This is a genomic window from Embleya sp. NPDC050154, assembly GCF_044460165.1.
GTDB lineage: Bacteria > Actinomycetota > Actinomycetes > Streptomycetales > Streptomycetaceae > Embleya.
Map to the genome: position 1 here is coordinate 138,411 of NZ_JBITJP010000002.1, position 25,367 is coordinate 163,777.

Here is a 25,367-nt window from a genome sequence, read left to right on the forward strand (position 1 = left end):
GGGGGGCGTGGGTGGGCCGGGTCAGGAGATGCCGAGTTCGTTGTCGATGAAGTCGAAGAGCTCGTCGTCGCCGGCCGCGCCGAGTTGTTCGATCAGCGCCGCCGTCGGATCCCCGGGTACCTCGGCGCCCAGCCGGCCCAGCAGTGCGTACAGGCGCGCCACCGCGCCGGTCCGGAAGTCCTCGTCCGGGGCCTCGCCGTCGGCCAGCAGCCCGGTCAACGAGACCTGCCAGCGATCGAGTTCGGCGAGCAGCGAGCCGGTGCCCGGGTGCGGGGTGGCGGCGAACAGCCGCTCCCGCAGGTGTTCGGCCAGCGCGATCGGGGTCGGGTGGTCGAAGATCAGCGTGGACGGCAGTTCCAGGCCGGTGCCCGCATTGATCCGGTTGCGCAGCTCGATCGCGCCGAGCGAGTCGAACTCGGCCTCCAAAAAGCCGCGTTCGGGCTTGATCGCGGCCGGTCCGTCGTGCCCGAGAATGGCCGCGGCGGTGAGCCGGACGAACGTCAGCAACTCGCGGCGCTGTTCGTCGGCCGGGCGGCCCGCGAGCCGCTCCCGGATCCCCGCGCCGGCCCGACGGCCCGTGCCGGTGCGGGACGAGGCGCCGCGTTGCGCGGGCACTCGGCCGGGGCCGGCCGCGCGGATCAGGCCGGCCAGGAGCGCGGTCGCCGCGTCGGGACGCAGCGCGCCGGTATCGATCCGGGCCGCGACCGGTGCCGGCAGGGGTGTGTCCAGCGCACGGTCGAGCAGGTCCAGGCCGGTTTCGCTGCTCATCGGGGCCAGGCCGCTGCCCGCCATCCGGCGGCGGTCCACCTCGGTCAGGTGCGCGGCCAGACCGCCCGCCTCGGCCCAGTGCCCCCACCCGATCGAGGTCGCGGGCAGGCCGTGACCGTGTCGGTGGTGGGCGAGCGCGTCCAGGAAGGTGTTGGCGGCGGCATAGACGGACTGGCCGGGGTTGCCCAGGACGCCGACGGCCGAGGAGTACAGCACGAACGCGGACAGGTCCAGGTCGGCGGTGAGCGTGTGCAGGTGCCACGCGGCGTCCACCTTGGGCCGCAGCACGGCGTGCAGTCGCCCGGGGTCGGTGCCGGTGAGCGCGCCGTCGGCGACCACGCCGGCGGTGTGCACGACGGCGGTGAGCGGGTGTGCGGTCGGAATGGCGGCGAGCAGTTCGGCGAGCGCGCTCGGGTCGGCCACGTCGCACGCCGCGATCTCGACCTCGGCGCCCAGCGCGCGCAGTTCGGCGCGCAGTGCGTCGGCTCCGGGCGCGGCCGGGCCGGTGCGGCCGACCAGCAGCACGTGTCGGGCGCCGTGTCGGGTGATCAGCCGGCGGGCGGCCAGGGCGCCCAGCGCGCCGGTGCCGCCGGTGATCAGCACCGTGCCGGTCGGATCGAGGCCGGCGGGTGCGGGCGCGATGGTCAGGACCAGTTTGCCGGTGTGTCGGGCCTGGCTCAGGTGCCGCAGCGCGCGTACGCCGTGCCGGATGTCCCACGCGGTGACCGGCAGCGGGGTGAGCGTGCCGGCCGCGAACAGCGGGGCCAGCACGCGCAGCATCCGGCCGATCCGCTCGGGCTCCAGGGTCAGCAGGTCGAACGCGCGGTAGTCGACCCCCGGGTGGGCGGCGGCCACCGCGTCGGGTTCGCGCGGGTCGGTCTTGCCCATCTCGACGAACCGGCCGCCGGGCGCGAGCAGCCGCAGTGAGGCGTCGGTGAACTCGCGGGCGAGCGAGTTGAGTACGACGTCGACGCCGCGCCCGCCGGTGACGGCGCGGAACCGGCCCTCGAAGTCGAGGGTGCGCGAGGACGCGATGCTCTCGTCGGTCAGGCCCTGGGCGCGCAGCATGGGCCACTTGGCCGGGCTCGCGGTGCCCAGGACGTCGGCGCCCAGGTGTCGGGCGAGCTGCACGGCGGCGGTGCCGACCCCGCCGGTGGCGGCGTGCACCAGGACGGATTCGCCCGGGCGCAGGCCGGCCAGTTCGACCAGGCCGTGGTACGCGGTCAGGAACGCCACCGGGACGGTCGCCGCCCGTGCGTAGGTCCAGCCCGCCGGGATCGGGGTGAGCAGTCGGTGGTCGACCACGGCGTGCGAGCCCAGGATGCCGGGCAGCAGGCCCATCACCCGGTCGCCGACCGCGAGTTCGCTCACTCCCGGGCCGACCTCCAGGACCCGGCCGGCGCCCTCCGCGCCGATCCGGGCGGCGCCGGGGTATCCGCCCAGTGCGATCAGCACGTCGCGGAAGTTCAGTCCGGCCGCGCGCACCGCGATCCGCACCTGGCCGACCGCCAACGACAGGGCGGCCTCGGGCGCGGGCAGCAGCGCGATGTTGTCGATGCTGCCGGGTTCGGTGACGTCCAGTCGCCACGGTGGGTCGAGGGCGGGCGGTTCCAGTGCGTCGTCGGGGCGTACCGGGGCCAGTCGCGGGGCCAGGATCGCGCCGCCGCGCAGCGCGAGTTGCGGCTCGCCGCCGGCCAGTGCCGAGGCCACCGCGGCGGCCGAGTCGGGGTGCGCGTCCAGGTCCAGGATCCGCAGCCGGCCCGGGTGTTCGCCGGCCGCGGCCCGGATCAGGCCCCACAGGCCGGAAGCGCTCAGGTCGCGGACGTCCTCGCCGGCGTGCGTGGCCACCGCCTCGCGGGTGACCAGGACGAGTTCGATGTCCGCGAAGCACGGGTCGCCCAGCCATTCGCGGAGCAGGGTGACCGCCCGTTCGGTGACCGCGTGGGTGGCGACGGCGGTGCCCAGTGCGGGGCTCGGCGGGTCGAAGGCCACCAGCACCCGCGTGGGCGGGCTCGCTCCGGCAGCGAGCGCGGCGCGCAGTCCGGCGAGGTCGCGGTGCACCTCGGGCGACGCGGGGCGCATGCCCGATCCGAGTGGGTCCGCGTCGCCATCCGCGAGCACCACCCAGGTGCCCTGGTCGGCGGCGACCGTGTCGCCCGGCACCGGCACCCAGTGCACGTGGTACCAGGAATCCGGCGTGGTGGTCGGGCGGGCGGCGAAGCGGTCGGCCGGGATCGCGCGCAGGGTCAGCCGGTCGATCGAGACCACGGGCGTGCCGTCGGCGTCGGTGGCGGTCAGCGCGACGGCGTCGGGGCCCAGCGGCGCGATCCGCACCCGCAGTTCGCGGGCGCCGGCGGCGTACGCCCTGATCCCGGCCCACGCGAACGGCAGCCGGGTGGGCGCGTTCGGGTCGGATCCGGGCAACAGCGCGACGACGGCGTGCAGCGCGGCGTCCAGCAGTGCGGGGTGCACCGGGTGGCCGAACTCCTCGGCCGGGTCCGGCAGCACGACCTCGGCGAGCAGCTCCTCGCCGTGGCGCCACGCGGCGGTCAGGCCCCGGAAGACCGGGCCGTAGTGGTAGCCCAGGTCGGCGAGCCGCTCGTACAGGTCCTCGACGTCCACGGCGACCGCGCCCGGCGGCGGCCACGCGCCCTCGTCCCGGCCGGGCGCGGCGGTCTCGGCCGGGGTCAAGCGTCCGGCGGCGTGCCGGGTCCAGTCCTGGGCGTCGGCGGCGCGCGAGTGCACGGTGACCGCTCGGGTGCCGTCCGTCTCCTGGGCGCCCACCGCGAGTTCGATCCGTACGGTGCCGTCCTCGGGCAGGACCAGGGGTGCGGCCAGCACGAGTTCGCCGATTCCGCCGGCGCCGGCACGTTCGGCGGCGTGCAGCGCGAGGTCGACGAACGCGGTGCCGGGCAGCAGGACCGTGTCGTGCACGGCGTGGTCCGCGAGCCACGGCCGGCTCCGGGTGGAGAGTACGCCGGTCCAGACCAGGCCCGAGCCGTCCGCGCGCTCGAAGCCCGCGCCGAGGAGGGGGTGTTCGCTGGGGTCGAGCCCGGCCGAGGTCGGGTCGGCGGCGGGTGGCGCGTCCAGCCAGTGCCGGCGGCGCTGGAAGGCGTACGTGGGCAGGTCGACGCGGCGCACGGCGCGGCCGGCCCAGACCGGGGCCCAGTCGACACCGACGCCTGCCACGTGCAGTCGGGCCAAGGCCCGGGTGTAGGTGAGCGCTTCGGGGCGGTCGGCGCGCAGTGCGGCGAGCACGAGCGGCGCGGGGTCGTCCAGGCTCGCGAGGGTGAGCGCGGTGAGCACGGCGTCGGGGCCCAGTTCCAGGTAGGTGGTGGTGCCCAGTTCGGCGAGTCTGCGCACGCCGTCGCGGAAGCGGACCGCCTCGCGGATGTGCCGGACCCAGTAGTTCGGGTCGGCCAGTTCGGCGGCGTCCGCCACATCGCCGGTCAGGTTGGAGACGATCGGGATGCGCGGCGGGGAGAAGCTCAGGCTTGCCGCGACCGCGCGGAACTCGTCGAGTACGGCGTCCATGTGCGGCGAGTGGAAGGCGTGGCTGACCTGGAGCCGCTTGGTCTTGCGGCCGCCCGCGCGCCACCGCGCGGCCAAAGCGTCGACGATGTCCGCCGTACCCGAGATCACCACGGAGTCGGGGCTGTTGACGGCCGCGACGCCCACGTGCGCCTCGTGGCCGGCGACCAGTTCGGCGACCTCCTCCTCGGTGCCCTGGAGCGCGATCATCGCGCCGGTCGCGGGCAGTTCGCCCATCAGCCGGCCGCGGGCCACCACCAGCGTCGCGGCGTCGGCCAGGGTGAGCACGCCGGCGATGTGCGCGGCGGTCAGTTCGCCGATCGAGTGGCCGATCAGGTGATCGGCGCGGATCCCGCGCGATTCGGCGAGTCGATACAGCGCGGTCTCCACCGCGAACAGCGCGGGCTGGGTGTACTCGGTCGCGTGCAGCAGCGCGGCCTCGGGGCTGTCCGGCGCGGCGAACAGCAGGGAGCGCAAGGGGCGTTCCAGGGCCGCGTCCAAGTGCTCCAGCGCCTCGTCCAGGGCTCGCGCGAACACCGGTTCCACCGCGTACAGTTCGCGGCCCATGCCGACCCGCTGGCTGCCCTGTCCGCTGAACAGGACGGCGAGCGAACCGGTCGGTCCGGCCTCGCCGCGGATCAGGTTGGCCGCGTCGACGCCGTCGATCAGCGCGTCCAGGCCGCGCAGCAGGTGCTCCCGGCCGGTCCCGGTGATCACCGCGCGGTGCGCGAAGGTGCCTCGGCCGTCGGCCAGCGCGAAGCCGAGGTCGCCGGGCGCGACGTCGGGGTGGTCGGCGACGTGCTCGCGCAGTCGGGCCGCCTGGGCGCGCAGCGCGTCCTCGCTCGCGGCGGACAACAACCACGGGCCGGCCTGGTCGGCGCCGGGCGGGACCGAGGTCTCCGCGGCCTGTTCCAGGATGACGTGCGCGTTGGTGCCGCTGATCCCGAACGAGGACACCGCCGCGCGGCGCGGGCGGTCGGTCCGGGGCCAGGCGGTCCGCGCCGCGAGCACCTCGACGCCGCCTCGGGACCAGTCCACGTGCGGGGACGGCGCGTCCAGGTGCAGGGTGCGCGGGAGTTCGCCGTGCCGCATCGCCTCGATCAGCGCGATCACGCCGGTCACCCCGGCGGCGGCCTGGGTGTGTCCCAGGTTGGACTTGACCGAACCGAGCAGGAGCGGGCGATCGGCGGGCCGGTCGGCACCGTAGGTGGCCAGCAGCGCCTCGGCCTCGATCGGGTCGCCGAGCGTGGTGCCGGTCCCGTGCGCCTCGACCGCGTCGATCTCGGTCGGGTCCAGGCGCGCGTCGGCCAGCGCCTGGCGGATCACCCGCTGCTGGGCGGGTCCGTTGGGCGCGGTCAGGCCGTTGGAGGCGCCGTCCTGGTTGACCGCGCTGCCGCGCACCACGGCGAGCACGGGGTGGCCCAGTCGGCGGGCGTCGGACAGCCGCTCCAGCAGCACCAGGGCAACGCCCTCGGCCCACGCGGTGCCGTCGGCGGCGGCGGAGAACGGCTTGCAGCGGCCGTCGGGGGCGAGCCCGTGTTGCCGGCTGAACTCGGTGAACATGCCGGGCGTGGACATCACGGTGACGCCGCCGGCCAGCGCGAGCGTGCATTCGCCGGCGCGCAGCGCGCGGGTCGCCAGGTGCAGCGCGACCAGGGAGGAGGAGCACGCGGTGTCGATGGTCAGGGCGGGGCCCTCCAGGCCCAGGGTGTAGGCCAGCCGGCCGGAGGCGACGCTGCTCAGGCTGCCGGTGAGCAGGTGGCCGCCGTAGCCTTCGGGCGCCTCGTGCAGCCGCGGGCCGTAGTCCTGCGGCATGGCGCCGACGAAGACGCCCGCCCGGGTGCCGCGCAACGCGGTCGGCGCGATGCCGGCCCGCTCGACCACCTCCCACGCGGTCTCCAGGAGCAGCCGCTGCTGCGGGTCCATCGCGGCCGCCTCGCGCGGGCTGATCCCGAAGAAGCCGGGGTCGAACGCGTCGGCGTCGTAGAGGAATCCGCCCGCGCGCACCGAGGAGGTACCGGGGCGGGCGAGTTCGGGGTCGTAGAGCGCGTCCAGGTCCCAGCCGCGGTTGCTCGGGAACGGGCCGATCGCGTCGGTCTCGGCCGCGAGCAGGTCCCACAGCGCCTCGGGGGTGTCCGCACCGCCGGGCCAGCGGCCGCCGGTCGCGACGACGACGATCGGGTCGTCCTCGTGCGCGACCGGCGCCGGGCCGGCCCCGGACCGCGCGGCACCGGCGGGCACGGTGCCGGCCGTGCGATCCGCGAGGTGACGGGCGACGGCCCGGGGGGTCGGGTGGTCGAAGGTCAGCGACGCGGACAGCCGGGTCCCGCTCGCGGCGGCCAGCCGATCGCGGAACTCCAGTGCGCCGACCGAGTCGAAACCGAGGTCCTTGAAGGTGCGGTCCGGGTCGACCGCGCCGGGTCCGGCGTGTCCGAGCACGACGGCGGCGGTGGCGCGGACCAGGATCAGCGGGTCGGGTCCGGCGGGAAGGGCCGGCTCCGGGTGTGCCGCCGGCTCCGGGTGTACGGCGGGCTGCGCGGGCTCGGCCGGGCGCGCGGGCTCGGCCGGGCGCGACGCGGCGTCGGGAGCGGGCGACGTGTTGTCGGGAGCGGGCGATTCGGGTTCGGGGATCCAGTGCGAGGTGCGCCGGAACGCGTATGTGGGCAGTTCGGCGCGGCGGGCCGCGGCCGGCAGCGCGGCGGTCCAGTCCACCGGGGTGCCGTGTACGTACGCCTGGGCCAGCGAGGTCAGCAGTCGGCGCGGCCCGCCGTCGCCGCGGCGCAGCGTGCCCACCGTCAGCGCCTCCGGTCCGGCCGCCTGGTCCGCGTCCAGGATCTGGCGAAGTCCCATGGTCAGCACGGGATGCGGACTGGCCTCGACGAAGGTGCGCCGGCCGTCGGCGAGCGCGGCGCGGGCCGCGTCCTGGAAGCGCACCGTGCCGCGCAGGTTGCGGTACCAGTAGTCGGCGTCCAGTTCGGCGGTGTCCAGCGGACCGCCGGTGACCGTGGAGTAGAACACGATCGGGCTCGACACCGGCCTGATTCCGTCGAGTTCGCGGGCCAGGTCGGCGCGCAGCGGCTCGACGTGCGGCGAATGCGACGCGTAGTCGACCGGGATCGCCCGTACGTCCACGCCCGCCTGGGTGTACTCGGCCAGCAGCGCGTCGAGCGCGGCCCGGTCGCCGGAGACCACGGTGGACGCGGGCCCGTTGATCGCCGCGATGCCGAGCCGGTCGGCCCGGTCGCCGAGCGCGGCCCGCACCTCGTCGGCCGGACGCGGGATGGAAGCCATGCCGCCGCCGGGCGCCAGACCGGTCAACAGTCGGCTGCGCCGCGCCACCAGGCGGGCCGCGTCCGCCAGGGTGAGCGCGCCGGCGATGTGCGCGGCGGCGATCTCCCCCTGCGAGTGGCCGATCACCGCGTCGGGTCGAACCCCGAACGCCTCCCACAGCCGGGCCAGCGAGACCATCACGGCGAACAGCACGGGCTGTACGACGTCCACCCGATCGAGCGAGGCGGCGCCCGGCACGTCCCGCAACACGTCGTGCGGCGACCAGTCCACGTGTGGCGCGAGCGCGTCCGCGCAGGCGTCCAGGTGAGCGGCGAACACCGGTGAGGCGTGCAGCAGTTCGGTGGCCATGCCGACCCACTGCGAACCCTGGCCGGGGAAGACGAACACGGTCGAGGTGTGCGGGCGGGCGGTGCCGGTCACGGCTCCCGCGGTCGGCAGCGACTGGGCCAACGCCGCCGTGGCGTCGGTGAGTTCGGCCAGGTCCGCGCCCAGCAGCACGGCCCGCTGCTCGAACGCGGTGCGGCCCGCCGTGAGGGTCAGCGCGACGTCCTGCGGCACGGTGTGCTCGGTCAGCGCCGCGCGCAGCCGGCCGGCCTGCTCGCGCAGCGCCTCGGGGTCGCGGGCGGACAGCGGCCACGGCAGCACCGCGGGTGGGTCGAACACCCGGGTTCCGGGCAGCTCCCGGGCGTGCGTGGCGGGCGGCTCGCCCAGCACCACGTGGCAGTTCGTCCCGCCCATCCCGAACGAGCTGACCCCGGCGAACAGCGGCCGGTCCGGGTGCGGCCAGGGGCCGGGCGCGGTCTGCACCCGCAGGCCGGTCTCGTCCAGGTCGATCGCCGGGTTGGCGGTGGCGTGGTTCAGGCTCGCGGGCAGGGTGCGGTGCCGGATGCCCAGCACGGTCTTGACCAGTCCGACGATCCCGGACGCGCCTTCGAGGTGGCCGATGTTGGTCTTCACCGAGCCGACCGCGACCCGGTCGGCGCCGGTGCGGCCCGCGCCGTAGGCCGAGCCCAGCGCGGCGGCCTCGATCGGGTCGCCGACCCGGGTGCCGGTGCCGTGCAGTTCGACGTACTGGATCCGCTCGGGGGCCACGCCCGCGGCGTCGGCCGCCCGAAGCAACACGTCCGCCTGCGCCCCGGCGTCGGGCACGGTGAGTCCGTCGGTGTCGCCGTCGCTGCCGACCGCACTGCCGTGGATCACCGCGTGGATCGGGTCGCCGTCGGCCAGCGCCCGCTCCAGCGGCTTGAGCAGCACCACCGCGCCGCCCTCGCCGCGCACGAAACCGTTGGCCCGCGCGTCGAAGGTGAACGAGCGGTGGTCGGGCGAGAGTCCGCCGAACCGTTCCGCGCCCACGGTGCTCTCGGGCGCGAGGTTCAGGTGCACGCCGCCGGCGAACGCGACGCTCGACTCGCCGCGGCGCAGGCTCTCGCAGGCCAGGTGGATCGCGACCAGGGACGAGGACTGCGCGGTGTCGACGGTCAGGCTCGGGCCGTTCAGGTCCAGGGCCCAGGACAGCCGGTTGGCGATCAGGCCGCGGGCGACGCCGGTGAAGGTGTGCCTGGTGATCGCGTCGGTGCCGTACCGGTGCACCACGGTGGACCAGTCGGCCGCGATCGCGCCGACGAACACGCCGGCTCGGGTACCGGCCAGGGATCCGGGCGGGAGGCCGGCGTCCTCGGCGGCCTCCCACCCGAGTTCGAGGACCAGTCGCTGGTGCGGGTCCATCGCGTCGGCCTCGCGCGGCGAGATCCCGAAGAACGCCGCGTCGAAGGTGTCGACCCGGTCCAGGTAGCCGCCCGGACGCAGTTCGGCGCCGCGGCGGCGCTCGGCGCCGGCTTCCCCGACGGCGTCGACGCCCTCGCGCAGGAGTCGCCAGAACGCGGCGGGGTCGGCGGCGCCCGGCAGCCGGCACGCCATCCCGATGACGGCGATCGCGTTGCCGTGCCGGTCACGCTTGCTGGTGGTGTTCTCGCGGCTCATCATCGCGGAGTGGTCGCCCCTCATCCCGAACGGTCCGGTCCCGAACGGCGACGACTGCGCCGAACGGTCTCAAGATTCGTCCGGTGGACCCCACCCGAATAACCCCTGTCGATCCCCTACCGACCCCATAGGGGAGCAGTCATGCACAGGACTCGCGAAACGGCCCCCGACCGGGTCTTCCGGGGGCGCCGCCCGACCCGCGCGGCGTCCCCGGTCCCACCCCCGGTCAGGGGCCGTTCAGCCCGCGATCTCCTCTTCCAACCACGGCGGCAGATCCAGTCGGCGGGCCACCCCGAGCTTGCGATAGACCCTGGTCAGGTGCTGTTCGACGGTGCTGACCGTGATGAACAATCGGCGTGAGATCTCCCGGTTGGTCTGCCCCTGCGCGGCCAGTGCGGCCACCCGGCGCTCGGCGTCGCTCAGGCCCGCACCGGGCTGTTCGTCCACACCGGCGGACGCGCCGACCATCGGGGTGGGCTCCGAGGCGCGGGCCCGGCCCGCCTCGACGACGCGCCCCGACTCGGCGACCCGCCCGGCCTCGCCTACCCGCCCGGCCTCGCCGATCCGGCCCGCCTCACCGATCCGGGCCGGTTCACGGATCGGCGCCGGCTGCGGCACGTGCGGTATCGCGCCGTCCCGATCGGGCACCGCGGCCAGCCGCTCGGTGCGCGGCAGCGGGCGCGGCGGCTCGCCCTGGCACGCCTCGGACAACTGCTGCGCCCGTCGCGCGGCGCGCCGGGCCCGTCCGAAGTCGCCCAGCTCGCGGTAGGCGTTGCCGAGTCGGGCGAACGCCAGCGACAACTCGAAGCGGTCGCCGCAGGCCTGGAGTTCGCGGATCGACTCCCACAGCAGGGCGGGTCTGCGGCGCAGTTCGACCACCTCCGCCTGCACGCCCAGGGCCAACCCCCGGGTGCGCGAGGGCTCGTCCGACAGCCGGTCGAACTGCTCCGCGAGCAACTCGCGGGCCGCCTCGTGATCGCCCAGTCGCACATGCGCGCGGGCCGCCTCGACCCGCCACGGCACCAGCCCGGGCAGGTCGATCCGCCACGCCATCATCAACTCGCCGCACGACATGAAGTCGTGCAGGGCCGCGTCCGGGCGGCCGGTGGCCAGGTTGTACCGCCCACACGCGTGCAGGTAGTGCAGCCCCGCCGGGGTGTGGAACATCGCTCCCGGCACCGGGAGTTCCATATGCCGGGCGGCCTGCTCGTGGTCACCGCGGGCGACCGCGGCGGTGATCCGCGCGGCGAGCGGGACGCCCACCGCGACGCCCCAGCCCTCGGGCACGATCCGGGTCAGCGCGGTCTTCGCGCTCTCCTCGGCCCCGAGCAGGTCGCCCTGGCGGACCGCGATCTCGCCGAACACGGCGGCCATCAGCGCGTGCGCGATCGGGCTGCGCCGCGCCGCCGCCTGGTCGATCAGCGCGGCGCACCACTCCTGTGCCTCGGCGGCACGATCGGCGTACACCAGCGCGGTCAGCGTGGAGGTGAGCGATTCCATCGTGCCGTCGTCCAGCCGTGAGCCGCGCAGGATGCGCTCGGCGCGATCGCACACCTGGTCGCCGCTCAGCCGCCCGGCCAGCACGGCGGTGAGCAGGTCCAGTCCCTCGATCCGGCCGATGGTCGCGGGCAGCGGGGACACCTCGGGCTCGGATACTCCCGCGTCCACGGCGGGATACCAGTACTTGAGCCAGACCCGGGCGGCGCGGACCTCGGCGGCGGTGGCCCACTCGGCCTCCTCGCCGGGCGCGCACGAGTGCCGGCCGGCCTCGACCACGGCCTTGGCCTCGTCGAGTCGGCCGTACCAGGCCAGATAGCGCACGCACACCAGCGCGTCCCGGCCGGTGAGTCGGCCGTCGCGGACCGCGGTGGCCAGCCACGGCACGTGTCGTGCCGCGGCGGCCGGGTTGACCAGCCACTCCAGACCGATCAGGAACGCCTTGATGGACACCCGGGTGCACTCGTCCGGAGCGATCCGCTCGGCCAGCTTGAGGTAGTCGACGGCCAGCCGCAGATCACCCTCGGCAACCACCGCCTCGGCCGCCTCGCGCAGCGTGCGCACCGCCCACGGCGCCCGGAACTCCCCGGCTCCGGCGAGGTGTTTGGCGACCGACTCGGAGGGGGTGCCGTCGATGTGCAGCAGCGTGGCCGCCCGGCCGTGCCCGCGCTCGCGCTCCGGACGGGTCATGGTGTCCAGCACCGCAAGGCGGGCCCGGTCGTCGCGGAATCGACCGCACGCCACCAGTCCCGCGTCGTTGAGCGTGCGGGCCGCGCGGGTGGCCGTGGCGGGTTCGAGTTCGAGCAGTTCGGCCAGACCCTCGGTGGTCTCCGATTCGCCGAGCAGGGCCAGTCCGCGCGCGACGTCCACGGTGGCCGGGTCGAGCCGGTACAGGCAGCCGACCACGGCCCGGCAGTACGCGTCCGCGACGGTGGGCCGCAGTGGGCGTCGGGAGGGGTCCGAGCGGGCGCCGGGGCCCGTGTCCTCCAGTAAGGCACGGATCAACAGCGGGTTGCCGCCGCTGAGTTCGAGCACGTCGGCGGACAGCCGGGCGGCCGCGGCCGGGCCCAGCGAGTGGGCCAGCAGCTCGGTGACCGAGGCGCGGCCGAGCAGGCCCAGGCGGATCCGTTGGTGGTGCGGCTGGCGTTCGACCTCCGCCGAGAACGCGGCGAACGCGGCCGAGGGCGCGGCGGCGTGATCGCGCTCGCCGAGCAGCACCAGGACCGACGCGCCGCGGATCCGCCGGATCAGGTGGGCCAGGAACTGGAGCGACACCGGGTCGGCGTGCTGGATGTCGTCGACCACGATCACGACGGGTCGGGTCTGCGCCAACGTCAGGAGCACGGCGCTGAGTTCGTGCACGGCGCGCACCGTGGTCGGGGCCGGCGCGTCGGTGCCGCCGAACGCGGCGGTGTACGCGCCGTCGTCCAAGAGTCGGTCGATCCGGCTCGCGTCCACGTCGGCCGGCGGCGCCGCCAGGACCAGTTGGCGGACCACACCGAGCGGGAAGTCCTGTTCCATCGGGGTGCCGACGGCGCGCAGGAAGAGCGCGTCGTCGGACGCGGGCCGATCACCGAACGCGTGCAGGAGCGCGGTCTTGCCGACCGCCACGGGCCCGCAGACGGTGATCACACCGCCGACGCCGGTCGCGCAGCGGGCCCGGGCGGTATCCAGTCGGCTGAGTTCCTCGGTTCGACCCACGAAAAACACGTGCCACTCCCCCGGCGGAAATCTCTGCGTTTCCGCATGTTGAATTCGCTATTGACGCTGAATTAATATTTCCGCACGCCCGTACCACGCCCGGGCCGAAACGAGGCAGGATATCCATGCCTCGAACGACTGCGGCACGCGTGATTTCGGAGTCCGGGGTGCCGGAGCCGTCGGGCACGTCGATGGGCCCGAGGGGACCAGGGAAACGGAGAGGGATCGACCCGGTCCTGGTCGGATGTACGGGTACTCGGATGTACGGGTACGACATCCGCCCGCCACCTGCCGGGCGGCGCGGGCATCAACCCGACGAACGATCCCTGCGACGAAGGACTCGACGACACAGCCCGCTGGACATGCGCGCGAGGTCGACGTCGAGGCGGGACACCAGGGCGAGTCGCGAAGCGCTCGCACCACGGGTCCCCTGCACGGCCATCTCCGAAGAAGAAGTAGTAAAGCTCCGAGTCGGTGATCCGGACTTTCGCTTCATAGCTGAACGGCAGTCTAGAAATCCGCCCGCGTCGCGTCAACACGAAGGCATCGCGAAAGAAAGCCGACACACGGACACGCCGTTCGCCCCCTTATGACCCGGGCGAGACGCACAAATGGAGCACCGCCGGACAAGTCACGCCGGGCTCTCGATCGCACCCGTTTCCGTCCCCGCACCCGCAAGGGTCGGTAGGGGTCCGTTAGGGGTGCTGGGGGTCGCGGCGGCGCCACTAGCGTCCTGGTGTGCCGGCGGCGGTCGCTCCGCCCTGCGCCTCTTCGCACGATCCCCCGACTCTCGACAGGACTCGACCATGCGCGTATTCCGACCACGTCTACCCGGAATCGTCGGTGCGGCACTCGCCGCCGCGTTGGTCCTGTCCGCCTGTACCGCGAACACCAGGACCGACAAGGCGGCGGCGGAGCCGGCCGCGGGTCCGCCGGTCAAGGGCGGATCCGCGACGGTGGCGATCAACACCGAGCCGACCTGCTTCGACATCCACGTCAGCCCCCAGGACATCACCGCCTCGATCCAGCGCAATGTCTTCGACTCGCTGGTCTCCGAAGACGAGCAGGGCAACTTCCAGCCCTGGTTGGCCACTTCCTGGGAGGTCGCGCCGGACCTGACCAGCTACACGTTCAAGCTGCGCACCGACGTGAAGTTCACCGACGGCACCGCGTTCGACGCGAACGCGGTCAAGGTCAACTTCGACCGCATCGCGGCCAAGACCACCAAGTCGCAGTACGCGGCAAGCCTGCTCGGCCCCTACACCGGCGCCGAGGTGCTCGACCCGGCGACCGTCAAGGTCACCTTCAACAAGCCGTTCGCACCCTTCCTCCAGGCCGCGAGCACCGCCTACCTCGGCTTCTACTCGCCACAGGCGTTGACCGCGGCGGGCGACAAACTGTGCGCGGGCGGAGCCCAGTTGGTGGGCACCGGCCCGTTCAAGTTCGCCGCGCACACCAAGGCCCAGAGCCTGACGCTGGAGAACAACCCGGCGTACAACTGGGCGCCGGCCGGATCCAAGCACCAGGGCCCCGCCTACCTGGACAAGCTCACCTTCCGCTTCCTGCCCGAGGACTCGGTCCGGGTGGGCGCCTTCGCCGGCGGTCAGGTGGACATCGCCGGTTCGATCCCGCCGATCAACGTCAAGAGCCTGGAGGCGCGTGCGGACGTGCGCGTACTGCGGCACGACTTCGCGGGCGCGGTGTACAGCCTGTTCCTGAACACCACGCGGGCACCGTTCGACGACGAGCGGGTGCGCAAGGCGGTGCAGCGCGGGATCAACATCGGACCGAACATCCAATCGATCTACTTCGACCAGTACCGGCGCGCGTGGGGCCCGCTGGGACCGGCCACGCCGGCCTACGACAAGTCGTTGGAGAACACCTGGCCCTACGACCCGGCGCTCGCGGGCCGACTGCTGGACGAGGCCGGGTGGAGCGCGCGCGACGGGGACGGCTATCGCACCCGGGACGGCAAGCGGTTGACCGTGCAGTGGCCGACCGCGCCCGCCGCCGTGCGTGAGCAGCGCGACATCCTGGCCCAGGCCGTGCAGTCGGACCTGAAGAAGATCGGTGTGGAGGTCCAGCGCCCGGCCCTGGACCTGGGCGCGTTCACCACGAACGCGTACGCGGGCAAGTACGACCTGCTCGACATGAGTTGGGCCCGGTTCGAACCGGACGTGCTGCGGCTGTACTTCAACTCGGCGAACCTGCCCAGCACCGGCGGACAGAACGCGGCCTGGCTGAGCAACCCGCAGATCGACGAATGGACCAACGCCGCGGCGGCCACCCTGGATCGGCCCACCCGCGACCAGCTCTACGCCAAGACCCAGGGCTGGGTGATCGAACACGCCGCGGTGGTCCCGCTCTACTCGGCCACCACCCTGTTCGCGACCGGCAAGCAGATCAACGGGCTGCGGTTGGACCCGAACGCGTGGCCGCTGTTCCACGACGTGTGGACCTCGCGGCGATGACCTCCGCCGCGGCCTCGGCCGCCCCCACCGCCCGCCTGCCGCGCGTGTTGCGCGCGGTCGGCGGGCGCCTGGTGGCGATCGCGACGGTCCTGCTCGGCGCCGCGACGCTGGCTTTCGCCGGGCTCAAGCTGCTGCCGGGCGATCCGGTGGCCACGCTGCTGGGCCCGCAGACCACCGCGTCCCCGGCCGTACGCGCGCAGATCCGCGCCGACTACGGCTTCGACGAACCGCTGGTCAGCCAATACCTGCACTATCTGTGGGAGTTGCTGCACGGCCGACTGGGCGAGTCCTATCAGCTCCAGCAGCCGGTGTCCGCGCTGATCGGCGAGCAGTTCGGCTCGACCTTCGAACTGGCGCTGTCCGCGCTCGTGTTGGCCGTGGTGATCGCCGTGGTGTCGGCGCTGGCCACCGCCGGGCGGCGGTCCGCGCTGCGGTCGGCCCTGGGCGCGTGGGAGTTGGTCGCGGTGTCCACACCCTCGTTCTGGCTGGGCATCGTGCTGCTGACGGTGTTCTCGTTCCGGTTGCAGTGGTTTCCGGTGGCCGGCACCGAGGGCGTGCAGACGCTGGTGCTGCCCGCCGTGACGCTCGCCCTGCCGATCGCGGGGGTGCTTGCGCAGGTGCTCCGGGAGAGCCTGGACAAGGCACTGGGCGAGCCGTTTGTGGTCACCGCGCGGGCGCGCGGGCTGAGCGCGACCGCGGTCCGGGTCCGGCACGCCTTCCGGCACGCGGCGATTCCGCTGCTGACCCTGTCCGGCTGGCTGACCGGAACCCTGCTCGGCGGCACGGTGCTGGTCGAGAAGGTCTTCGCCCGACCCGGGATCGGCGCGCTGACCCTGCAATCGGTGAACACCAAGGACATGCCGGTGGTGATGGGCGTCGTGCTGCTCGCCGCCCTGGTGTTCGTGCTGATCTCGCAACTCACCGACGTGCTCTACGCCGTCATCGACCCACGGCTGCGGAAGGGCTGAGCGGATGAGCCAGACACTGGCGGCCGGCAAACGGCGGGTGCGGATCCGGCGCGGCGACACACCGCGGCCGAGCGTCGTGGTCGCGCTCGCCGTTCTGCTCCTGTTCGCGCTGATCGGCCTCGCGCCCGGGCTGTTCACCGGCACCTCGCCGATCGAAACCGATCCGCTCGCCGCCCTCGAGGGACCGAGCGCGGAGCACTGGTTCGGCACCGACCAACTCGGTCGCGACGTGTTCGCCCGGGTCCTGCACGGCGCCCGCCCCTCCCTCCTGCTGGGCCTGGGGGCCACCGTGTTCGCACTGGTCGGCGGGACCGTCTGGGGGCTGCTCTCGGCGCTGGGCGGGCGGGCCGCCGACCAGGTGGGCATGCGCCTGGCCGACATCATGTTGTCGCTACCCGAACTGCTGCTCGCGCTGTTCGTGGTCACCCTGCTCGGCCGGGGCACCGTGGACGTGATGGTCGCGGTGGCGATCGCGGCGATGCCCGGTTACGCGCGTCTGGTGCGCGCCGAGGCCCTGGTGGTGCGCCGCTCGGGCTACGTCGAGGCGGCGGCGGGCCTGGGCCTGCGTCGACCGGTGCTGATCGTGCGGCACGTGTTGCCCAACGCGATCGGGCCGCTCCTGGTGCTGGGCACGGTCGGCTTCGGCACGTCGCTGATCTACGCCTCCGGGCTCAGCTTCCTGGGCCTGGGCGCTCAGCCGCCCTCGCCCGAGTGGGGCGCGATGCTCTCCGAGGGGCGCGGCTTCCTGGAGACCGCGTGGTGGATCGGGGTGTTCCCCGGCGCGGCGGTCACCTGCGCGGTGATCGCGGTGAACGTGGCCGGCCGGCATGCCCGTACCCGATTCGCCGGAGGGATTCCCCGATGACCACCACCCCCGCGACCGATCCGCTGCTCGTCGTGGACGGACTCGACGTCGCCTTCCCCGGCCGTGAACCCGTGGTGCGCGACGTGTCGTTCACCCTGGCACGGGGAGAATGCCTGGCCGTGGTCGGCGAATCCGGGTCCGGCAAGAGCGTCACCGCGCGCACTCTGGTCGGGCTCACCGGCGGCGGCGCCCGGGTGAGCGCCCGTCGCCTCGACTTCGCCGGCACCGACCTGAGCCGACTGTCCGAGTCGCGCTGGCGAACGATCCGGGGCCGCCGGATCGGCCTGGTCCTCCAGGACGCGCTGGTCTCACTCGACCCGCTGCGCACGGTCGGCGCGGAGGTCGCCGAGACGCTGCGTACCCACGCCGTGGTGCCCCGCGATCGGGTCGGCGCCCGGACGCTCGAACTCCTGGGCGACGTCGGCATCCCGGACCCCGCCCGCCGGGCCCGGCAGTACCCGCACCAGCTCTCCGGCGGGCTGCGCCAGCGCGGCCTGATCGCCTCCGCGCTGGCCGGCGGCCCCGAACTGCTCCTCGCGGACGAGCCGACCACCGCGCTCGACGTCACGGTGCAGGCCCAGGTGCTCGGCCTGCTGGGCCGGCTCAAGGAACAGGGCACGGCCGTACTGCTGATCAGCCACGACCTGGCCGCGGTGGCCCGGATGGCCGACCGCATCGCGGTGATGTACGCGGGCGAGATCGTCGAACAGGGGCAGGCCGAACGGGTCTTGTCCGAGCCCGAGCACTCCTACACCCGGGCGCTGCTCGCGGCGGTGCCGTCGGTGCACGCGAAGGGAACCCGCCTGTCCGCGCCGGTGGGCTCGACCCGGGTGGCGGTACCGGCCGCGCCGCCCGTGGGCGAGGTGTTGTTGGAGGTGGCCGGGATCGGCAAACGCTTCCGCGGGCCGGACGGGACCCGGCACGACGCGGTCCGGGACGTGTCGTTCGAGCTGCGGGCGGGCGAAACGCTCGGCGTGGTGGGCGAGTCCGGATCCGGCAAGACCACGGCCGCGCGGATCGTGCTGGGCTGGGAACGGCCCGACACGGGATCCGTGCGCTTTCGCGACGCGCCGTGGAGCGAGCTTCCCGAGTCCGCGCGGCGTGCCTCGCGCGGTCGGATCCAGGCGGTACAGCAGGACCCCCTCGGCTCGTTCGACCCCCGCTACCCGGTCGCCCGGATCCTCGGCGAGGCGGTCGCCGCCGCGGGGCTCCCGGGCGGCCGGCTGCGGCCCACCCGCGCCGCGCATCGCGCCCGGGTGGCCGAACTCCTCGAACTGGTCGGCCTGTCCACGGACCTGTTGGATCGCAGACCACGCGACATGTCCGGCGGTCAACGTCAACGTGTGGCCATCGCACGGGCGTTGGCGCCCTCACCGGACCTGATCGTGTGCGATGAGCCGGTGTCCGCGCTGGACGTGTCCATCCAGGCCCAGATTCTCGACCTGCTCGCCGATCTACGCGCCGAGTTGGGCCTGGCGCTGCTGTTCATCTCGCACGACCTGGGGGTGATCCGGCACGTCAGCGATCGCATCCTGGTGATGAAGGACGGACGGGTGGTGGAAGGCGGCGACGCCGAGCGGGTGTTCACCCGGCCGCAGGCGCCCTACACGCGCGAGTTGCTCGCGGCCGTACCGCGCCCGGTGGCGGCGGCCGACGACAACCCGCTCCCCGCACCGAGGCATCCGGCGGAGCGCGACGGTCGGGTGCTCAGCGCCGGGGGCGCGTCGTGACCGGGGCGGCGCCCGTGCGCGGCCCGAACGCGCGCAGGAACGTGGTCACCCCGGCGGTGACCGCGCGGTCCAGGGCCGCGTCGTCCACCGGCCGGGTGCCCAACGCGGTGAGTGTGGGCAGGTCCCCGGAGATCAGCGCCAGGAACTGGTTCGCGGCGGTGACCGGGTCGTCGATGTCCAGGTGTCCGCCGTGCGCGAGCCGGGCCAGTCGGCCCGCCAACGCGTCGATGATCCGTACCGTGCCGCCCTCGCGGATGGTGTCGTACAGGTCCGGGAAGCGCGCGGCCTCGGCGTACACCAGCCGCTGCAGCGCCCAGCCCTTCTCGCCGGCCTGACACTGCACGACGCGGTGGGCGATGGCGGTCAACCGCGGATGCAGGTCCTCGGCGTCGGTGGGAAACGCCTCCAGGGCGGCCAGGATCCGGCCACTGGACTCGATCGCGGCCTCCACCACGACGGTGCGGAAGAGGTTCTCCTTGCCGCCAAGGTGGTTGTAGATGGTCGGCTTGGACACGCCCGCCTCGGCCGCGATCGCGTCGATCCCGGCCAGCGTGTAGCCCTCACGGGTGAACACCGCCTCGGCGGCGGCCAGGATCGCCCGGCGCTTGTCGATCCGCCCGCGCGTGGTGGCATGCGCGGCCGGCGGCGCCGGTTCGGCCGCCTCGGCCGGCGCCGTTTCGGCGCTCGTGCGGGCCGCGCCGCCGGCCCGCGTCGCCGTACCGCCGGTCGTTCGCGTCGTCGACCTCTTCGTTCCCTCGACCATGTTGCGACATTACCAGACGTGCTGTTAATTTTTACTCACGAGTTTAGTTAACTGATCTCATCGGTAACTTGGAGGCGTTCATGGCCACCGCACCCCCCGACCCCGAGACCAAGATCGACGGGCCACTCCTGCGCCTGATGCTGGTGATGCTGCTCGGCGGCGTGATGGGCATCCTGGACACCACGATCGTCAACGTCGGCATCGAGACCCTCGGCGACCGCTTCGACGCACCACTCAAGACCATCGAATGGGTGGCCACCGGCTACCTGTTGGCCCTCGCCGCGACCGTGCCACTGGCCGGCTGGGCCGCCGCCCGCTACGGCGGCAAGACCGTATGGCTGACCGGGCTGACCGTCTTCCTCGCCGGTTCGGCGCTGTCCGCGATCGCCTGGAACGCGGAGAGCCTGATCGCCTTCCGGGTGCTCCAGGGCATCGGCGTCGGCGCACTGGAGCCGACCCTGTTGACCATGCTCGCCCTGGCCGCCGGCCCCAAGCGGGCCGGAAAGATGATCGGCATCGTCGGCGCCGTGGTCACCCTGGGCCCGATCCTGGGACCGGTTCTCGGCGGCGTACTGCTCGAACACGCCAACTGGCGCTGGATGTTCATCATCAACCTGCCGATCGGTGTGCTCGCGCTGGCACTGGCCTATCGGCAGATCCCGGCCGATCCGCCGCGCGAGGGCGAGCCGCCGCCATTGGACGCGCGCGGCATCGCGCTGCTGTGCCCGGGGTTCGCGGCGGTCGTGTACGGCCTCTCCCAGGCCGCCGGCGACAGCGGCTTCGGCGCGCCGCAGGTGATCGCGGCACTGATCGCGGGCGCGGCCCTGATCGTCGGCTACGTACTGCACGCGCTGCGCGCGGAGCACCCGCTGATCGACGTCCGGCTGTTCCGGATCCGCGGCTTCGCGGGCGGCATCGGCGCGGTGTTCCTGACCGGGATCCTGTTGTTCTCCCTGCTGTTCCTGATCCCGCTGTACTACCAGGTCGCGCGCGACCGGGGCGTGATGGCGGCGGGCCTGCTGCTGGTACCGCAGGGAGTCGGCGTGTGGATCGGCATGCCGATCGCGGGGCAACTCTTCGACAGGATCGGTGCCCGCGCGCTGATTCCGTTCGGCGGCGTACTGGCCGCGCTGGGCATCCTGGGCTTCAGTACCGCCGACGCCGGTACCAACACCGCGATCCTGGTGGGCTATTCGCTGGTGACCGGTGCGGGCCTCGGCTTCGTCGGCGCGCCCGCGATGTCCTCCGTGTTCGGCTCGGTGGCCCCGGAATCGGTGCCCAGCGCGACGGCGGCCGTCTACCTCAGCAACCAGATCGGCGGCACGCTCGGCATCGCGATCGCCGCGCTGGTCCTGCAGAACCGCACCGAGAGCCACGCCGTGGTGCCCGCGTTCCAGGGCACCTTCGGCTATTTGATCGCGATCGCGCTGGTCGTCGGGGCGGTCGGGCTGGTGCTGCGGCGCGCGGCGGCCGGAGCTTCGGGCGGGGACGTGGACGGGGCTTCGGACGAGACTTCGGACGAGACTTCGACCGGGGACGCGAAGGCGGTGGCCGAGACGGAGGCGGGTTCCAAGGACGGCGTGGCTGCGGCCGGACCGGCGCGGCTGGAGGTCTGACGCCCGGCGTGGTCCCGGTCCGTGCCCCGTCTCGGCGGCGCGCGGACCGGGGCCGCCGGGTCTCGGCGGCTCGACGTCTCCTCCCGCGTTCGAAAATTCCGCGCACGAGGCGTGAGGATGCGCCGGTCGCGGTGTCCCAAGGAGGCAGGATCCGGCGGGGAGCCGGGCCACCTCGGGGGGATACACATGGGGGACACCGATCGCGACGGCGAACGACCGGACGGTTCGGTTCCGGTTGATCTACGCAAGGACCTTCCGCTCGCGCGACAAGCACCCGAAGCTGCGTCCGCGGCTGCGTCGGCGACCGCGACCAAGACCGCGCCCGCGCCCGCGCCGAAGCCGACCGGTTCCCCCGCGGAGCCGACCGGCCTGATCTACGACCTGATCCGCTGGCCGATCCGGATCGTCGCGGTGCTCGTGCTGTTGCCGACCCGGCTGGCGTGGGAACTGCTCAAGGTCGTCGGCCGAGGCGCCCGGAACCGGGTCCTGTACCCGGCCGGCCGGTTTCTGGCGGCGCTCGGGCGCGCCGCCAAGGCGGGAGTTCGGAACTGGTTCCTGATCCCGATGGTGCGGGCGATCGTGGCCATCGGGCGCGGGCTCCATACCTGGGTGTGGGGCCTGATCGTGGTCCCGCTCGCGAAAGGCGTGCGGGCCGGTGTGTTCGCGGTGGGTCGCGGGCTGCGGTGGCTGGCCGTCGACCTGCTGTGGCGCGGGCTGCGGCTGTTCGTTCGGTACGCGATGGTGGTGCCGCTGCGCTGGGCCCGGACCGCACTGCTGCGTCCGCTGGGTTCCGGGCTGGTCGCGCTGATCCGGTTGCTGATCCGCGCCCTCCGCCTGCTCGGCGCCGCGATCGGCCGCGCCGGGTACGTGCTTCTCGTGTTGCCCGCCCGGTGGGGTTGGCGCGCCGGCCGGGTGGCCGGTCGCGGCCTCGGGCGGTGGTTGCACTACCTCCTGATCGTGCCGCTGAAGTGGCTGTCGCGCGGCGTGTTGGCCGGCGCGCGATTCGGCCGACGTGGTCTGGTCGTGCTCGGGCGGGGTGTCGGCTTCCTGCTCCGGCACGTCGTGCTGACGCCGGCCGGGTGGGTGTGGCGCGGACTGCTCGCCGGAGCCGACCTGGTCGGGCGTGGCCTGGTCCTGAGCGCCCGGTTCGTCGGACGCGTGTCGTACCTCGGCCTCGTCGTCCCGATCCGCTGGGCCGGCCGAGGCACGCTGCGCGGGCTGCGGCTCGTCGGGCGCGGGATCGCGGCCGTCGGGCGCGGCATCGGGATCGTCTTCGAGGTGGTCGTCGCACAATCGGTGGTCTGGGCCTGGCGCCGGGTCGTCCGCCTCGTCCGCGCCCTCGGCCGGGTGTTGTACGTCCTGGTCGTGCCGCCGGCGCGCTGGGCCGGCCGCGGGACCCTGGTGCTCGCCCGGATGATCGGCCGCGCGCTGCGCTTCCTGATCGTGCTGCCCGTGCGCTGGGCCGGCCGGGAGACGGTGCTGCTTGCCCGGGCGGCCGGCCGAGGACTGCGCTTCGCGGCGGTGCGACCGGCGTTGTGGATCGGACGGCGGACGGCGCTCCTGGTCGGCGCGAGCGCTCGGGCGGTGCGCGTCCTGATCGGGCGACCACTGGTGTGGGCGAGGACGGCGGTGGTGGCCCCCACCACTCGCGCGATCGCCGACGGTTGGCGCGCGACGCTCGGCCCGATCGGCGCGATCTCGCGCACCGTCTGGGCCCAATCCCGGCAGGCCGGCCGCGACGTACGCCGCGCGCTGTCGTTCGCCGGGAAGTCGTCCGGGAGGTCGTCCGCCGAATCACCGGGCAAGTCGCCGTCGCCGGGCAAGTCGCCGTCGCCGGGGAAGTCGCCGTCGCCGGGGAAGTCGTCCGGGAAGTCGTCCGGCGAGTAGGCGGGCAGAGCCGACCCGCGTCAAACCGTGCCATTCCTCCCGAAGCCACCCTCTCTCCGCCCCAACCATGGGATGTCCATTGCCCGCCACGGCTTCTGGAACGGGTCCGAATCTCGTTGAATGTCGTCGTGGATACGAATGTGGCGACTATTCGGCGTGTGACGACGGTGGCGGACGTGATCGCGGCCGGGGACCTCTTCGACGACCCGGTACGCCCGGACTGGGCGGCCCGCTTCCTGGCCGAGGCGGGGCATCACATCCTGCTGGCCTACGTGGGCGCCACCCCGGTCGGGATGGTCACCGGTGTCGAGACGACGCACCCGGACAAGGGCACCGAGATGTTCCTGTACGAACTGGCCGTCGCCGACGACCACCAGCGCCACGGCATCGGCCGCGCGCTCACCGAGGCCCTGGCCGAGTTGGCCCGCAAACGCGGCTGCTACGGCATGTGGGTGCTCACCGACCGCGAAAACGAGGCCGCCGTCGCGACCTACCGCTCCGCCGCCGCCGACACCGAGTCCGACCACGTCATGTTCGCCTGGACGTTCGAGGACTGAACCCGCGCGGATCACCCGTGTCGGGCCGGCGGAATCGGGCACAGGTATCCGCGAGCCCGGTCGGCGAACTCCGGTCCGGGACCTGTCGACCATCCGCCCCCCGAGGATCCCTCGCCCACCCGGATCGAGGCCCTCGCGACGCCCCGAGGAAGCAGGTGCGTGCCATGGCAGAAGTCGTGCGTGAGGTCGAGCGCAAGTATGTCGCGCCGGACGGGGTGGGCGTGCCGGACTTCGCCGGGATGCCGGACGGGGTGCGGGTCGAGGTCGGCGAGACCGTCGAGCTGGACGCGATGTACTTCGACACGCCCGGCCTGGCGCTGGCCGCGCGCGGGATCACGCTGCGGCGGCGGACCGGCGGCGCCGATGCCGGGTGGCATCTGAAGTTGCCCGCCGGGGTGGACACGCGGGACGAGGTACGGGTACCGCTCGGCGCCTCCGAGCGGGTGCTGCCGGCCGAACTCGCGGTGCGCATCCGGGCGTACACGCGCGGGACCGAGCCGGTGCCGGTGGTGCGGTTGCGGACCGTGCGCGAGGTGCGCGTCGCCCGCGCGGGCGGGCCCACGCTGGCCGAGATCGCGCGCGACGCGGTCACCGCCGACGTACTCGTCGGGCCGAGCCCCGGCAGCACGTCCTGGTCCGAGGTCGAGGTCGAACTGGTGGACGGCGAACCCGCGTTGTTGGACGCGCTGGACCGGCGACTGGCCAAGGGCGGTTGGCGCCGCGCGGCGGCCCCCTCCAAGCTCGGGCACGCGCTGGCCGAGGCGGGCCTGCGGCCGGAACGCCGGGTCGCGAAGCCGCGCGCGGACAGCGCCGGCGCGGTGGCGCTGGACTACGTTCGGGAACAGGTCGACACGCTGCTCGCGTACGACCCCCGGGTCCGCCTCGACGAGCCGGATTCAGTGCACAAGATGCGGGTCGCCACGCGGCGGCTGCGCAGCGCCTTCCGGGTCTTCTCGCGGGTGCTGGACGAGCGGGTGACCGGGATCCTGGGCGCGGAACTCAAATGGCTCGCGGCGGAGTTGGGTCGGGTTCGCGATCAGGAGGTGCTCGCCGAGCGACTGCGCGAGCGGATCGCCGCGCTGCCCGCCGAGGCGGTGCTCGGTCCGGTCGAGGCCCGCTTGACCGCCTGGGACACGCGCGGGCGTACCGAGGCCCGGGTTCGCGTCCTCGCCGAACTCGACGGCGCCCGCTACTTCGCCCTGCTGGACGCCCTGGACGCCCTGATCGCGAGGCCACCGTTCACCGTGAAGGCGGGCCAACCGGCACGCCGCCCGGTCGCGGCGGCCCTGCTCCGAAGCGATCGGCGGATCTCCCGGCGTGCCCGGGTCGCGCTGCGCTCGCCCACCGGCCGGGCCCGCGACACCGCACTGCACGAGGTGCGCAAGGCCGCGAAACGGGTCCGCTACGCCGGCGAGGCAACCCGCCCGGCACTGGGCAAGCCCGCCAAGCGGCTCACCAAGCGGGCCAAGGGATTGCAGAGCCTGCTCGGCACGCACCAGGACAGCGTGCAGACCCGCAAGGCGCTGCGCCGGCTGGCCATCGCGGCACACGGCGCGGGAGAGAGCTCCTTCACGTGGGGCCTGCTGTACGGCCAGGAGATCGCCCTGGCCCAGCGGGTCGAGGCCGAGTTCCCGGCCCACTGGGCCGACTTCGCCCGCCCGCGGCTGCGCCGGGGTCTGTAGCCCGCTCCCCACCCCCCGCTTCCCCTGCCCTCCCCGCTTCCCGTGTCCTCCCGCTTCTCC

General features: G+C 73.8%; 11 protein-coding genes. 8 read left to right on the forward strand and 3 right to left on the reverse strand.

All coding sequences use genetic code 11. From position 1 onward, the window contains the following. Window positions 1–21: 21 nt before the first annotated feature. Both ACIBSV_RS04295 and ACIBSV_RS04300 read right to left on the reverse strand, forming a co-directional pair. On the reverse strand, window positions 22–9,594 hold the full coding sequence (locus ACIBSV_RS04295) for an SDR family NAD(P)-dependent oxidoreductase (protein WP_395859421.1): 9,573 nt from the start codon (window positions 9,592–9,594) through the stop codon (window positions 22–24). A gap of 213 nt (window positions 9,595–9,807) precedes the next feature. After that, window positions 9,808–12,777 carry an AAA family ATPase gene (locus tag ACIBSV_RS04300; RefSeq protein ID WP_395859422.1) on the reverse strand — a complete coding sequence of 990 codons (2,970 nt, stop codon included), beginning with the start codon at window positions 12,775–12,777 and terminating at the stop codon, window positions 9,808–9,810. A 797-nt stretch (window positions 12,778–13,574) separates the two neighbouring features. Here ACIBSV_RS04300 and ACIBSV_RS04305 point away from each other — a divergent pair. The 4 genes from ACIBSV_RS04305 to ACIBSV_RS04320 are packed head-to-tail and all read left to right on the forward strand — an operon-like array spanning window position 13,575 to window position 18,802. Further along, entirely contained in the window at window positions 13,575–15,239 is a 1,665-nt protein-coding gene (locus ACIBSV_RS04305) for an ABC transporter substrate-binding protein (protein ID WP_395859423.1), read from the forward strand. Then, on the forward strand, window positions 15,236–16,207 hold the full coding sequence (locus ACIBSV_RS04310) for an ABC transporter permease (RefSeq protein WP_395859424.1): 972 nt from the start codon (window positions 15,236–15,238) through the stop codon (window positions 16,205–16,207). The genes ACIBSV_RS04305 and ACIBSV_RS04310 overlap by 4 nt, the downstream gene beginning before the upstream one ends. A gap of 4 nt (window positions 16,208–16,211) precedes the next feature. Beyond that, window positions 16,212–17,072: an ABC transporter permease gene (locus ACIBSV_RS04315; protein ID WP_395859425.1), complete on the forward strand. Its 861-nt coding sequence runs from the start codon at window positions 16,212–16,214 to the stop codon at window positions 17,070–17,072. Then, window positions 17,069–18,802: a dipeptide ABC transporter ATP-binding protein gene (locus ACIBSV_RS04320; RefSeq protein WP_395859426.1), complete on the forward strand. Its 1,734-nt coding sequence runs from the start codon at window positions 17,069–17,071 to the stop codon at window positions 18,800–18,802. The genes ACIBSV_RS04315 and ACIBSV_RS04320 overlap by 4 nt, the downstream gene beginning before the upstream one ends. Here the strand turns inward: ACIBSV_RS04320 and ACIBSV_RS04325 are convergent. Then, window positions 18,780–19,565: a TetR/AcrR family transcriptional regulator gene (locus ACIBSV_RS04325; protein WP_395859427.1), complete on the reverse strand. Its 786-nt coding sequence runs from the start codon at window positions 19,563–19,565 to the stop codon at window positions 18,780–18,782. The two genes, ACIBSV_RS04320 and ACIBSV_RS04325, sit on opposite strands and share 23 nt — an antisense overlap. Before the next feature lie 80 nt (window positions 19,566–19,645). On the opposite strand from ACIBSV_RS04325, the gene ACIBSV_RS04330 reads away from it, so the two are divergent. The 4 genes from ACIBSV_RS04330 to ACIBSV_RS04345 all read left to right on the forward strand — a co-directional run bounded on the left by ACIBSV_RS04330 (window position 19,646) and on the right by ACIBSV_RS04345 (window position 25,307). Next, window positions 19,646–21,181: an MDR family MFS transporter gene (locus tag ACIBSV_RS04330; protein ID WP_395859428.1), complete on the forward strand. Its 1,536-nt coding sequence runs from the start codon at window positions 19,646–19,648 to the stop codon at window positions 21,179–21,181. A gap of 186 nt (window positions 21,182–21,367) precedes the next feature. After that, a complete protein-coding gene (locus ACIBSV_RS04335; RefSeq protein ID WP_395859429.1) occupies window positions 21,368–23,068 on the forward strand; it encodes a hypothetical protein in 1,701 nt (566 codons plus the stop codon). Window positions 23,069–23,226: 158 nt separating this feature from the next. Then, window positions 23,227–23,625, forward strand: a complete 399-nt coding sequence (locus tag ACIBSV_RS04340; RefSeq protein WP_395859430.1) for a GNAT family N-acetyltransferase — start codon at window positions 23,227–23,229, stop codon at window positions 23,623–23,625. A 164-nt stretch (window positions 23,626–23,789) separates the two neighbouring features. Next, the gene (locus ACIBSV_RS04345; RefSeq protein WP_395859431.1) at window positions 23,790–25,307 is read left to right on the forward strand and encodes a CHAD domain-containing protein; all 1,518 of its coding nucleotides are present in this window, start codon (window positions 23,790–23,792) and stop codon (window positions 25,305–25,307) included. Window positions 25,308–25,367: the final 60 nt, after the last annotated feature.

Bases quoted from the DNA above. Each gene is read 5' to 3' on its own strand.
- ACIBSV_RS04315 (WP_395859425.1), top strand. From the start codon at position 16,212: ATGAGCCAGACACTGGCGGCCGGCAAACGGCGGGTGCGGATCCGGCGC.
- ACIBSV_RS04310 (WP_395859424.1), top strand. From the start codon at position 15,236: ATGACCTCCGCCGCGGCCTCGGCCGCCCCCACCGCCCGCCTGCCGCGC.
- ACIBSV_RS04325 (WP_395859427.1), bottom strand. From the start codon at position 19,565: ATGGTCGAGGGAACGAAGAGGTCGACGACGCGAACGACCGGCGGTACG.
- ACIBSV_RS04320 (WP_395859426.1), top strand. From the start codon at position 17,069: ATGACCACCACCCCCGCGACCGATCCGCTGCTCGTCGTGGACGGACTC.
- ACIBSV_RS04345 (WP_395859431.1), top strand. From the start codon at position 23,790: ATGGCAGAAGTCGTGCGTGAGGTCGAGCGCAAGTATGTCGCGCCGGAC.
- ACIBSV_RS04295 (WP_395859421.1), bottom strand. From the start codon at position 9,594: ATGAGGGGCGACCACTCCGCGATGATGAGCCGCGAGAACACCACCAGC.
- ACIBSV_RS04335 (WP_395859429.1), top strand. From the start codon at position 21,368: ATGGGGGACACCGATCGCGACGGCGAACGACCGGACGGTTCGGTTCCG.
- ACIBSV_RS04330 (WP_395859428.1), top strand. From the start codon at position 19,646: ATGGCCACCGCACCCCCCGACCCCGAGACCAAGATCGACGGGCCACTC.
- ACIBSV_RS04305 (WP_395859423.1), top strand. From the start codon at position 13,575: ATGCGCGTATTCCGACCACGTCTACCCGGAATCGTCGGTGCGGCACTC.